The organism is Rhodoferax sp. GW822-FHT02D07 (assembly GCF_058802405.1).
Genome location: NZ_JBXAOD010000004.1, coordinates 69,685 through 82,188, shown reverse-complemented (window position 1 = coordinate 82,188; position 12,504 = coordinate 69,685). Strand labels below are relative to the sequence as shown.

12 protein-coding genes are annotated in these 12,504 nt (G+C 62.4%); all 12 read right to left on the bottom strand.

Annotated elements, in window-relative coordinates:
- Nucleotides 1–17: 17 nt before the first annotated feature.
- The 12 genes from AC1RNN_RS11145 to AC1RNN_RS11090 all read right to left on the bottom strand — a co-directional run bounded on the left by AC1RNN_RS11145 (nt 18) and on the right by AC1RNN_RS11090 (nt 12,336).
- The gene (locus AC1RNN_RS11145; protein ID WP_493089499.1) at nt 18–614 is read right to left on the bottom strand and encodes a TetR/AcrR family transcriptional regulator; all 597 of its coding nucleotides are present in this window, start codon (nt 612–614) and stop codon (nt 18–20) included.
- 185 nt (nt 615–799) lie between these two features.
- Entirely contained in the window at nt 800–1,438 is a 639-nt protein-coding gene (gene slmA, locus AC1RNN_RS11140; protein ID WP_493089340.1) for a nucleoid occlusion factor SlmA, read from the bottom strand.
- Nucleotides 1,439–1,488: 50 nt separating this feature from the next.
- On the bottom strand, nt 1,489–2,919 hold the full coding sequence (locus AC1RNN_RS11135; protein ID WP_493089342.1) for a sensor histidine kinase: 1,431 nt from the start codon (nt 2,917–2,919) through the stop codon (nt 1,489–1,491).
- Between the two features lie 18 nt (nt 2,920–2,937).
- Complete coding sequence (locus AC1RNN_RS11130; protein WP_493089344.1) at nt 2,938–3,624, bottom strand: response regulator; 687 nt, start codon at nt 3,622–3,624, stop codon at nt 2,938–2,940.
- A 61-nt stretch (nt 3,625–3,685) separates the two neighbouring features.
- Nucleotides 3,686–4,585 carry an acetylglutamate kinase gene (gene argB, locus AC1RNN_RS11125; RefSeq protein ID WP_493089346.1) on the bottom strand — a complete coding sequence of 300 codons (900 nt, stop codon included), beginning with the start codon at nt 4,583–4,585 and terminating at the stop codon, nt 3,686–3,688.
- Between the two features lie 86 nt (nt 4,586–4,671).
- Nucleotides 4,672–6,537: a polysaccharide biosynthesis protein gene (locus AC1RNN_RS11120; protein WP_493089348.1), complete on the bottom strand. Its 1,866-nt coding sequence runs from the start codon at nt 6,535–6,537 to the stop codon at nt 4,672–4,674.
- Nucleotides 6,527–6,892, bottom strand: coding sequence for an H-NS histone family protein (locus tag AC1RNN_RS11115; RefSeq protein ID WP_493089349.1), 366 nt, complete (start codon nt 6,890–6,892; stop codon nt 6,527–6,529). Before AC1RNN_RS11115 ends, AC1RNN_RS11120 begins: the two co-directional genes overlap by 11 nt.
- Nucleotides 6,893–6,921: 29 nt before the next feature.
- Nucleotides 6,922–8,097, bottom strand: a complete 1,176-nt coding sequence (locus AC1RNN_RS11110; RefSeq protein ID WP_493089351.1) for a DegT/DnrJ/EryC1/StrS family aminotransferase — start codon at nt 8,095–8,097, stop codon at nt 6,922–6,924.
- A gap of 15 nt (nt 8,098–8,112) precedes the next feature.
- Entirely contained in the window at nt 8,113–8,745 is a 633-nt protein-coding gene (locus tag AC1RNN_RS11105) for an acetyltransferase (protein WP_493089353.1), read from the bottom strand.
- A complete protein-coding gene (locus AC1RNN_RS11100) occupies nt 8,742–9,335 on the bottom strand; it encodes a sugar transferase (RefSeq protein WP_493089354.1) in 594 nt (197 codons plus the stop codon). The genes AC1RNN_RS11105 and AC1RNN_RS11100 overlap by 4 nt, the downstream gene beginning before the upstream one ends.
- Nucleotides 9,332–10,573: a glycosyltransferase family 4 protein gene (locus AC1RNN_RS11095; RefSeq protein WP_493089356.1), complete on the bottom strand. Its 1,242-nt coding sequence runs from the start codon at nt 10,571–10,573 to the stop codon at nt 9,332–9,334. Before AC1RNN_RS11095 ends, AC1RNN_RS11100 begins: the two co-directional genes overlap by 4 nt.
- An 8-nt stretch (nt 10,574–10,581) precedes the next feature.
- A complete protein-coding gene (locus AC1RNN_RS11090; protein ID WP_493089358.1) occupies nt 10,582–12,336 on the bottom strand; it encodes a glucosamine 6-phosphate synthetase in 1,755 nt (584 codons plus the stop codon).
- Between the last annotated feature and the right edge of the window lie 168 nt (nt 12,337–12,504).

Genomic DNA, 12,504 nt, shown 5'->3' with positions numbered 1-12,504 from the left:
GGATGGGAGGCCTGGACTCAGGCCGGCTTGGCGCCATAGCGCGCCAGGATGTTGGCAAAGCCCCGGTTGGCGCGTTCGATGGAGCCGGGGTTTTTGAGGAAGCGGGCTTCGTAGTGCAGGGCCAGGATGAGGCCATGGATTTCGAAGGCCATCTGGTGTTCGTCGGCGTTGGCGTGCAGGTGGCCACACTGCTTGGCCAGCACCACGGCACGATACAGGGCGCTGAGCCACGTTTGAACCGAGCTGGCCAGCGCATCGCGCACGGGGCCAGGGCGGTCATCGAACTCGACGGCACCGCTGATGAAGATGCAGCCCGACTGGATTTCCACGGCCACGCGCTTCATCCAGTTGTTGAACAGTGCTTCGACACGCGGGAGACCACGCTCAGCGTGCAGCGCGGGGTAGAACACTTCCTGCTCGAAGCGGTTGAAGTACTCGCGGATGACGGAGATCTGCAGCTCTTCACGCGAGCCGAAGTGGGCAAACACACCCGACTTGCTCATCTGGGTGACTTCGGCCAATACGCCTATGCTCAGCCCTTCGAGGCCAATCTGCGTGGCCAGGCCCAACGCGGCCTCGACGATGGCGGCCTTGGTCTGCTGCCCTTTTTGCATGGCGCGCTTGGCCGGCGCGCGCTTGGCCGGGGCATCTGGCGCGGTCTGGGGCTGGCTGGGAACCGAAGCAAGAGACATGGAAACACACCACAAAAATAGAACGATCGTGCTATTTTGCAGCATTTCCACCATCCGCCCCCAGAACCCCAGTGTTCTAGAGGGCTAATCCTAAGCAGACTACGGGTTTACCCCAGCATCAGCTGCAGCGCTGGCTCCAGGTGTTCGGAGGGCAAACGCTTGAAGCCCGAGCGCGCATAGCGCTGCAGGCGGCCGGCCACAAAGGCAGTCACCGCGGCAGCGCGCACCTGAGCGTCCACCGTGGGCGTGGCGGAATCGGCCGCAGCATCGCGCAGGCATTGCTTGAGCGCGGCCTCGACCTTGTCAAAGAGCTGGTTCATACGCTGCTGCAGGCGTTCGTTTTCCAGCACCAACGCGTCCCCCACCATGACGCGGGCCATGCCGGGGTTCTTCTCGGCAAACTGCACCAGCATACTGGCAATGCGCGCAGCGGCGGCCACACCACCGGCGGGTTCGCGTTCAACGATCTGGTTGATCAGCGTGAAGACGGTTTCTTCAATGAAGTCGATGAGGCCCTCGAACATCTGCGCCTTGCTGGCGAAATGGCGGTAAAGGGCTGCCTCGCTCACGTCCAGGCGCGCGGCCAGGGCGGCGGTGGTGATGCGTTCGCCACCGGGTTGCTCCAGCATGCCGGCCAGGGTCTGCAGAATCTGTACGCGCCGCTCGCCGGGCTTGGGGCGCTTGCGGGTGCTGGTCGGGGCCGCAGTCTCGGCCAAGTCTGCAAGGGGTGCGGTGGCGTCGGGCATGGTGTGGTGGGCGTTGGCGTCGAATGATTCTCGCACAGGGCTTTGCCGTTTCAAGCGGGAAAACTCAGCCAGACGCGCAGGCCGCGCCCACCGGCGCCAGTGGCCAGTTGCAAGTGGCTGCGGTGCACGCGGGCAATCTCGTCCGCAATGGCCAAGCCCAGGCCATTGCCCTCCACCGCCGTACCCGGCACGCGGTAGAAGCGCTCCAGCACGCGGCGGCGCTCCTGCGGGGCGATGCCGGGGCCGTCGTCCTCCACCTCCAGAAACGGCGTGGGGGTTGCCTCCGCCGTGGGCGCGCGTAGCCCACAACGCAGCGTGACACGCCCGCCAGCGGGCGTGTACTTGATGGCGTTATCGGCCAGGTTGACCAGCAACTCGCGCAGCAGCCACTCCTGTCCGCTGATGTGGGCGTGGGCCGCATCCAGGCCAAAGTCGATATCCTTGCGCGTGGCGGATTCCAGCAGGGTCTCCAGCACCGCCTCGCACAGCTGCTGCAAGTCCACGCGCTGCAGCGGCTGGGCCTGGGCACTGCGCGCGTCGGCGCGCGACAGGGCCAGCAGCTGGTTGGCCAGTTGCGAGGTGCGGCGCGCGGCGTGGCGCAGGCGCAGCACCTGATCCGCTCCCAAAGTAATAGCTGCTTGCGCACTATTGGCGGGGGCCACAGCACCATTTGACGCCTGCTTGCTGCCCGTAACCGCCTGCGCCCAGGCTTCCACCTGCGCCTGCAGCCCCGCCAAGGGGGTGCGCAGTTGGTGGGCCGCGTCGGCCACAAAGCGGGCCTGGCTTTCCGCCTGGGCGTTCACCAGACCGAAGAGACGGTTGAGCGAGAGCACCAGCGGGCGCACCTCGTCAGGCGAGGCATCAGGGTCCAGCGCGGACAGGTCGCGCGGCGAGCGGCGCTCCACCGCGTCCTTGAGCTCCAAGAGGGGCCGCAGCGCGGTGCGTACCGCCCAGTTGACGGCGAAGAAGCCGGCAATGGCCAAGACCATGTTGGGCACCAGCACCTTGAACGCGAGCAGGGTAAGCCAGTGCTGGCGCGGGTCGGAGCCATCGGCCAAGCGCACCACCAGTTCGCCCGCCGTGGTCTTGGCACGCTGACTGACGATGCGGTAGGTGACGCCACGGTACTCCTCGCTGGAGAACTCGGCCTCCTTGGTGGTGGGCGGCAGGCCGGTCAGCCAGTCGTCACCCACCAGCACATGCCCCTCCAGATTCACCACCGCGAAGGCCGAAAGGTCCGGGCGGCTGTGCAGGAATTCATCCACGGGCGGCGCCGTCAGCAAGAGGGGGGGATTCTGCGCGGTGGTGCCACCTCCGATGACAGAGTCAGCGAGCAAAGGGGCAAGGTTCAGGAGCTGGCGATCCTGCTGCAAGGCAACACTGTCGGCACTGCGAAAGTCAAACCAAGTGTTGAGCAGGGCCAGCAGCAGCAGGGGCAACAGCAGCAAGAGCAGCAGGCGCCGCTGCAAGCCGGATGACATGCCGCTGGTTATCACGGCTTAGCCAGCCAGCAGTTCCAGCCGGTAACCAAAACCGCGGATGGAGCGCAGCGCGATGCCGTGCGGCTCCAGCTTGCCGCGCAGGCGGGAGATATAGACCTCCACCGCGTTGGGGGTGATCTCCTTGTCCCACCCCGTCAGGGCCTGCAGCAGCTTGTCCTTGTTGGCGGGCTTGGGAGCCTGCAGCAGCAGGTATTCCATCACCGTCCACTCGCGCGGACCCAGCTCGATAGGCTGGGTCACGCCACCCTCTGCGCGAATGCAGGCCAGGCGCTGGGCCGTATCCAGCTCCAGCGGGCCAAAGCTCAATGTGGCCGAGGTGGCGGCCTGCGAGCGGCGCAAGAGCGCACGCAGGCGGGCCAGCAACTCGGGCAGCTCGAATGGCTTGATCATGTAGTCGTCGCCGCCCATGTCCAAGCCCTGCACGCGGTCCTGCAGCGCGTCGCGCGCAGTGAGGATGAGCACCGGCATGCTGTGGCCATTCTTGCGCAGGGTCTGGGTCAGTTCCAGGCCATCCATGAGGGGCAGGCCGATGTCGACCACGGCCACGTCAAAGGACTCGGCCGCCGTGACTTCCAGCGCACGTTCGGCGCTACCTACCCAGTCCACGGCGTAGCCCGCATCGGACAGTCCCAGCTTGATGCCGCTGGCCACCATCACATCATCTTCGACCAGCAGCAGTCTCATGGTGTTTTATGCCTCCAGCCCCAATGGAATGTGCGCAAGTAGCTACCAATTCAATAGCAGATCAGTGCGAGCGGATCATGGTGCCGAAGGCCTGATCGGTCAGGATTTCGAGCAGCAGCACGTGCGGCACGCGGCCGTCGATGATGTGCACCGAGTTCACGCCGCTCTTGGCAGCGTCCAGCGCGCCGGCGATCTTGGGCAGCATGCCGCCGCTGATGGTGCCGTCGGCAAACAGCTCGTCAATACGCTTGGCGGTCAGGTCGGTCATGAGCTGACCAGCCTTGTCGAGCACGCCACTGATGTTGGTCAGCATCATGAGTTTTTCGGCCTGCAATACTGTGGCCAGCTTGGCGGCCACCACGTCGGCGTTGATGTTGTAGCTCTCATTGTGTTCACCAAAACCGATGGGGCTGATGACGGGAATGAAGGCGTCGTCCTGCAGCGCCTTGACCACGCTGGGGTCCACGCTGACGATGTCGCCCACCTGGCCCACGTCGTGCTCCTTGCTGGGGTCTGTGTTGTCCAGCATCTTGAGCTTGCGCGCACGAATCATGGCGCCATCACGCCCGGTCAGTCCCACGGCCTTGCCGCCGGCCTGATTGATCAGGCCCACGATGTCCTGCTGCACTTCACCGCCCAGCACCCACTCCACCACTTCCATGGTCGGCGCATCGGTCACCCGCATGCCCTGGATGAACTGGCCCTGCATGCCCAGACGCTTGAGCGCATTCTCGATCTGCGGGCCACCGCCGTGCACCACCACGGGGTTGATCCCCACCAGCTTGAGCAGCACCACGTCTTCAGCAAAAGCCTTTTGCAGAGCCGGGTCAGTCATGGCGTTGCCGCCGTACTTGATGACCATGGTTTTGCCGTGGAATTTGCGGATATAGGGCAAGGCCTGGGCCAGGATCTGCGCCTTGTCAAAAGGGGCGATGGGAGACGGTGCGCTGGTGTCAGACATGGTCAGGGTCCGTAGTGGGTTCGGGAAAGAAGTCCAAATTGTGCCGCATCACCGCGGCCCTGCCTTGCGGCAGGCCAACAGCAATGTCAGGCAGCCTGGTAGCCCTGCACATGGCGCCCCATGAAGGCTTTGATAGCCTCGGCATCGTTGGCCTGGGCCGCGTCCCAAAGCTGGGCCAGCTCCGGTTGCAACTGCGCCCAGGGCAGCATGGGCTCATGCGCCTTCATGATGCGGGGGTGTGCCGTGGGCTGGGGGTTGTCGCCTATCAGCAGCTCCTCATAGAGCTTCTCACCGACGCGCAGGCCAGTGACGGCAATCTCGATATCACCAGACGGATGCGCCGCATCGCGCACCGACAAACCCGAGAGCTGCACCATGCGGCGTGCTAGGTCCATGATTTTCACGGGCTGTCCCATGTCGAGCACAAACACGTCGCCCCCCTGCCCCATCGCGCCAGCCTGCAGCACCAGTTGTGCCGCCTCAGGAATGGTCATGAAGTACCGCGTGACCTCCTCGTGGGTCACCGTCAGCGGCCCGCCAGCAGCGAGCTGCTTGCGAAACAGGGGCACGACGCTGCCGCTGGAGCCCAGTACATTCCCAAAGCGCACCATGGAGAAGCAGGTACCGGGATGCTCTTGCGCCAACGCCTGCAGCACCAGCTCGGCCACGCGCTTGGTCGCTCCCATCACATTGGTGGGACGTACCGCCTTGTCGGTACTGACGAGCACAAAACGCTTCACACCCACGGCCGCGGCGGCCTGCGCCATGTATTGGGTGCCAAAGACATTGTTGCGCACACCCTCTCCGGGGTTGTCTTCCACCATGGGCACGTGCTTGTAGGCGGCTGCGTGGTAGACCGTGGCAGGGCGATAGGTCTCGCAAATGGCGCGCAGGCGCTCGGGATTGATCACGCTGCCCAACAGCGGCACCAATTCCACGCCGAGCTGCTGGGTAGCACACACGGCTTCCAGTTCCTGGTGGATGGCGTAGAGACCAAACTCATTGTGGTCCAGCAGCAGTAACTGACGCGGCCGCTGCAGCACGATCTGGCGTGTCAACTCGCCGCCTATGCTGCCACCAGCACCCGATACCAGCACCACCTGGCCCGCCAAGTCCTGCGCCAACAAGGCCGCATTGGGCGCCACCGGATCGCGCCCCAGCAGGTCTTCGATATCCAGTTCGTGGATGTCCTGTACCGTGACCTTGCCGCTGGCCAGATCACCCATGCTGGGCAAGGTGCGCACGTGCACTGGCTGCCCTTGCAAGGACTGGATGATCTGGTTGCGCCGCTCACGCGTGGCGCGGGGCATGGCCAGCAGGATGTCAGTGATCGCCTCGTCGCGCACCAACTGCAAAAGCTTCCCGGCGGCATGCACAGGAACGCCATTGATACTGCGGCCATCCTTGCTGGTGTCGTCGTCGACAAAACCGATCAGCGTGTAGTGGCGCGCCAGCCCCAGCGCAGCCGCCGTCTGTGCACCTGCAGAGCCCGCGCCAAAAATCAGCAGTCGCCCGGCACGGCCAGCCGACTGCGCGGCCAAGCCGGCCAGCCAGAAGCGGGCAAAGGCACGGCTGGCGCCAACGAGCACAAGAAAAATGATGGGTTGCAACAGCCCCAAGCTACGCGGCACCCCCTGCCATTGCTGCCACAAGAGCAGCGCCGTGAGCAACACGGCATACATGGCCACCGCCTTGCCGGTAGCAATCAAGGCGGCCTGACCGGTGTAGCGGAAGATCGCCCGGTAGAGCCCCAGACGAATAAAGATGGGAATGGCCAGCAACGGGGCCACCCCATAGACCCACCATTGCTGGCCTACGGGGTAGTAGGCGCTATCCAGACGCAGTGCGTAGGCGATCCAGGTGGCCACCACGGCAAGGACTACGTCCAGCGCAATGACGGCCAAGCGCTTGACCGCACGCGGCCAAGCGAGAACCCGCCGACTATTGAGCATTCACAGCAAACGATTCCTTGCTTTGCCCCTGCGCCACCAGCGCGGCCAACCACTTGGGCATCAAGCCACGGCCAGACCAGGTCTCGCCATTGGGGCCACGGTACTTGGCAGCCACCGCGACGCCAGCCGTCTTGCTCACCTTGGCAGTTTTTTTGGCTGCAATAGTCTTTTTGCCACGGCCTGCCTTGCCAGCTTTGGCCGGCTTAGCACTTTGCAAATCCTTGATCGTGATGCCAAAGGCCTGCATTTTTGCCAAGATGTCCTGCACCGTACTATTGAATTCCTTGGCCTTGATTTCGCTGGCCTGTTTTTGCAGTTTTTCGATTTGGCTTTGGATATCGATCAGATTAGACATAGCACCTCGCGTTGAAGATAACTCAATGATTATGCACAGGCTTGCGAGAAAATCGATTTCAAAACTGTACAGGTTTTATCTATTTCGGCCTCGGTCAAAGTCGGGTGCACTAGGAACATCAGGCTGTTTTCACCCAATTCTTTGGCAACCGCGAGCGGCTCCGCAGGTCTAAACCCCGTGCCGTCAAATGCCTTTTCCCGATATACCTCTGAGCAGGACCCCTGATAACAAGGCACTCCCTGGGCAGATATTTCCTGCAGAATTTTGTCGCGGCTCCACCCTTTTTTCATGCAGGCAGGAATGATATAGGCATAAAACTTATACCAAGCGTGGCGCGAATACTCTGCAGGAACGGGTGCGCGCAGAACATCAAACTCGCGACATACTGACAAGAGGGCCTGCGCATTGCTAGCACGTCGTTGGTTCCAGTCCTTCATGCGCTGCAATTGAATACGCCCAATCACGGCCTGAACTTCCAGCATGCGCCAATTGGTCCCGAAGCCTTCATGCACCCAGCGAAAGCCGGGGGGGTGCGCACGCTCATAGACAGCCGCATAACTTTTGCCATGGTCTTTATACGCCCACATGGAGCGCCAAAGTGCCTCGTCGTTGACGGTCACCATACCGCCCTCGCCACCGGTGGTCATGATCTTGTCTTGGCAAAAGCTCCAGGCACCCACATGGCCGATACCCCCCACGCGTCGCCCCTTGTAAAGCGCGCCATGCGCCTGAGCACAGTCCTCAATGACCTTGAAGCCGTGCTGGTCTGCAAGGGCCATGATGGGATCCATGTCGCAAGGCCACCCCCCCAAGTGCACGCAGATCACCGCCTTGGTTCGCGGCGACACGACGGCGGCAATGCTGCTTGCCGTCAAATTGCCGCTGTCGGCGTCCACATCGGCAAACACGGGAATAGCACCGGCGTTTACTACGCAGGACACACTGGCCATAAAGGTACGCGGCGTCACTATGACCTCGTCGTCCGGGCCGATATTCAAAGCCCTCAGAGCAAGGTCCAGCGCCAGTGTGCCATTGGCCAAGGCCACCGCATAGCGGGTGCCGCACCAGGCTGCAAATTCCTTCTCGAACTCCCGGCATTCCGTGCCGGTCCAGTAGTTCACCTTATTGGAGCGCAATACTGCGGATACGGCCTGCACTTCTTCTTCAGAGAAGCTGGGCCAAGGAGAAAATTCTGTATTCAGCATAAGGTGTCTTTGAAACTATGCGCGCCGCCCCTGCAGAGGCCGCGCGGGATTGCCTGCAACCACAGTCGCATCTGCCACCGCGTGAATAAGGACTGCGCCAGCACCCACAAGGGCGTATTGCCCAATCTGCAGCCCCTGCTTGACCGCAGCGCCCACTCCGATGGTGGCGCATAGGCCTACCTGCACGTTGCCAGACAGATGGGCGCCGGGGCAGATATGTACCCCGTCGGCCAATTGGCAATCGTGGTCCACAGTCGCGCCGGTATTGATGATCCCGGCCTGCCCCACCACGGTGTCTATATTCACCACGGCCCCGGCCATGACAACAGTCCCCGCCCCCAACGCCGCGTAGCGACTCACTGAGGCAGCCGGGTGAACGATGGTCGCCAGAGGAGCTCCGGCGGTAGCCAACCTCTGTTGTTTCGCCCAGCGTACTGCGCAATCACCAATCGACACCAGTACGCCATCAAACTTCTGCAAGCGTGCCTCCAGCACCTTGCTGTCACCCACCACTGGCCAGCTTCCGTTATGCTGCCGTTGGGGCCAAGCATCGTCAAAGAACTCGACGACCGCCCAGCCCGCCATAAGCGCTGCATCGGCAACCACCTTGCCATGCCCGCTAGCCCCCAGCAGTGCAAGGCGCTTCATGGCTTGCTCCCAGTGAATCGAGACATGGTGGCCTCGCCTTGGGCGCTGATGCCTTCACGCACCAGCACCTTGCGCAGCGTGCGCCAGAGAATACGCAGATCCAGCCACAGCGATCGGTGGTCCACATACCAGACGTCCAACGCAAAGCGCTCCTCCCAGCTCACGGCATTGCGCCCGTTCACCTGGGCCCAGCCGGTGATGCCGGGGCGCACCTCATGGCGGCGCGCCTGCGTGGGGGAGTAAAGCGGCAGGTATTCCATCAGCAGCGGGCGCGGGCCTACCAAACTCATCTCGCCGCGCAGCACATTCCACAGCTCGGGCAATTCATCTAGGCTACTGGCACGCAAAAACCGGCCAAAGGCGGTCAGGCGTAGGGCATCGGGCAGCAACACCCCGTCCGCGCCGCGCCCATCCGTCATGGTGCGGAACTTCACCATCATGAAGGGACGCCCCTGCAGGCCCGGGCGCAGCTGGCGAAATAGCACGGGGCTGCCGAGCTTGCGGCGCACCACCCAGGCCAGCACGAGCAAAGGCAGCGCCAGCGCCAGCAGCAGGCCCAGCGCTACGAGCACGTCGAAGAGGCGCTTCATCCTTGCACCTTGTCTACACTCTGTTCGAACAGGATGGCGAGGTAATTCTGCGCCAGTGTTTCGTAGCGACGATTGGACAAAATCCACTCCCGACCCCGCCGCCCAATGGCTTCGCGCTGCGAGGCATCCATGGCCGCATAGCGAAGCACTTCGCGGCGCAGCGCGGCGACATCCCCTGCGGGCACATAGCTGCCGCAGTCGGCTTCGTTGATCATGGAGGGATAGCCGGTATAGGAGGCGACGACGGGCTTGCCCGAGAGCATGTAGTCGATCACCTTGTTGAGCGACTGACCGTATTTCCAGACCTTGGAGATATGCACCGAGAAGTACAGCAGATCGCAGTGCAACAGCACAGTCTGCACCATCCGCTTGGGCACGCGCGGGGCAAACGTGAGGTTGCCGAGGTGTGCGTATTTCTGCTGGTAGTGCGCGCGTAGATCGCCCTCGCCCACCACCAGAAAGTGCACCCCGGGGTCGTCCTGCATTGCTTCGGCGCAGTCCAGCAGGGTGTCCAGCGCATTGGTAATGCCAATCGTGCCCGCGTGCGTCACGATGAATTTACCCTGGGGGATGTATTGCTCGACATAGCCGGCCGGCAGCGCAGCGCCTGCGGCCAGCGTAGCCTCATCGACCCCCATGGGGATGCAATGGGTGGGCTTGGCATGGCCCAGCACGCCAGCCACATGCTCGCCCAGATTGGGCATGGTGCCCACAATGGCGTCCGCATAGCGGTAGCCCAGCTTCTCGATAAAGCCCAGGCCCAGCACCAGCGGGTTCCAGCGGCTGAAGCCGCCCTCTTCGGTGATGGTCAGCGGCCAGATGTCACGGATCTCCAGCACTAGGCGGCACTTGTAACGCCAGCGCAGCAGGAAGCCATTGAGAATGGTGAGCAGCGACAGGCTGGAGACGATGACCACGTCAGGCGCGGGCAACTTGTCCTTGGGCAGCAGCCACAGCCGCCACTCGAAATCCAGCCAACTCATGATACGCCGCAGCGACTTGGCGACCCCGTACTTCATGGTTCGCACCCAGCACAGCTGAAGGCCATCGATCTCCTGAAACAGATAAGGCGCGTCCAGCACCGGCACTTCGGCGAGCTGGTTGGAGTCAGAGGTGATGATGACGCTGCGGTAGCCCATGCGCGCAAGCTCGTGCATGATGAGGTAGCCGCGCCCGCCCGCGCTGACCTTGTCCGGCGGGGCCACGTACTTGGAAACGTACCAGATGCAGGGGTTCACAAGAAGGCTCAGTACAGCTTGGGGATGGCATTGACCACGGAGACCACCTCTTTGAAGTCCATGCCCAGCACATCCAGATACCACTTGAGATTGGGATACCTGGGCGCGTTCTCCTCCATGACCATCTCCAGCGCCTCCTCGCGCGTCAGGTCACCCTCGCGGATTTGGTTGCTGCGGAAGGTGTCGTGCTCGGTGAATCCCGCCACCGTGTAATACACATAGTTGTAGAAAGCTGCCGTGCCGTCGCCGATACGCCAGGTCGTGGTCGTATCTGGCGCACGCTCCCAGTCATAGGTGGCGAGCGTCTCGTTGATCTGATTTTCATCCCAGCGCCAGTAGTCGAAGATGTGGAAGTAGTCCGTCTTCTCCGCAAAGCTGCGATAGTACTCGCCGGACAAGGTGTCCCACAGCGAGCTATTGAAGTACCCGGGGCTCTCCAGCATCGCCTTGAAGCGCAGATACTGGTAGCGCAGCTGTTTCATGGCGCCGTGGGAGTAGACCCGCTCTTCCTCGAAGTCCGGCGGGACACCCAGGAAGCCGGCCTTGAAATGGGTCACCTCCAGCGGATTGACCCCCCACAGGTTCAGCCCAATACCGGTTTGTTTCTTCACCGTCTCTATGTGCCGGAAGAAGTGCTTGTCGCCTGCGGTCAGCACACTCAGCATGCCCAGATGGGGCGACTTGAGCCAAGCCTTCAGATTCTTGGCGATGTTGTCGCGCTTCTGCGCAATGTCATCGGCCACGATGATGTTTTCCACCCCCAGCTCGGCGCTCATGCGGCTGATATTGCGGCGCCCCAGATCCGTCACCATGCCCCAGTCGTAGGTATAGGTGATGGGCTTCATCTTCAGTTCTTTGACGATGAGGTGCAGACCGTAGCAGCTGTCGCGCCCACCCGAGAACGGCACCAAGCAGTCATCACCCTTCGCGCGGCGATAGGGCTCCACCAGCTTGAAAAGCTCTTCCTTGGGGCGCGGCTTGTTGCGCGGCTTGTAGTTCCGGCAGTAGTTGCAGACGCCCTCTGCATCAAACTTGATGAAGGGCATGGTCTCGGTCAGCAGGCACTTGCTGCAGCGACGCCCTTCATAGCGACGGTATTCCAGCAACTGCTCTTCTGCGCCCGACAGGGACAGAGCCGGGATCAAGTCGGTCTTGCGATCATTCCTGCCAGAGATCTCCAAAGCCGCCTGGGACGCAGGAATATCGACAAACACCGCGTCGCGGGCCTGCACAATGTCCTCGCAGCCAATCACCACCAGCGGATGGCGCTCCGACGCAAACAAGGTCGCACCATGCTTGCGCCCCACATACAGGCTGCCGTTGTTCGAGAACAGGCACAGCTTGCCCAGCTTGGGCAGGATCAGCGCGCAGGCCACCACGCCACGGCACAGGCTCAGGATGTGCGCTGGCAATTGCGCGAGCTCACGCCCGGACTCCAGATAGGCCGCAGCAATCCCCGCAATGACCTCGGTATCCACCTGCAGCATCCGCACCTTGCCGATCTGGGGCCAGATCGCTTCATCGTTGACAACGATGCCGTTGTGCAGCACGGCCACGCCGTCGCGCACCACGGGCTGGTTGTCGCCCAGGCCGTTGGTGATCAGCCGGCTATGGCCCAGCACCAGGTGGCTGGCCTGCGGCCGGACCTCCTTGAGCAAGCGGGTGATGGGGTAGTCGGCGCGGTAGATCTGGTAGGCATCGTTGACAAAGGTCACCAGGCCGCTGGAGTCGCGACCGCGTTGCTGGGCGTGCGTTACCAGCACATGGAGTTCACTCTCAAGGACAGGAGTGTCTGAAACGATTCCGAAAATGCCGCACATATCAAAAAGCCAAGGAGTAAAGGTCAACCATTGAAGGGAATAGGAGGATCATAAGTTCCCCCTTTGGAAGGGCATGGCGCAGAGTACAGTGCGCTCGCCTAGCGTGGTCAT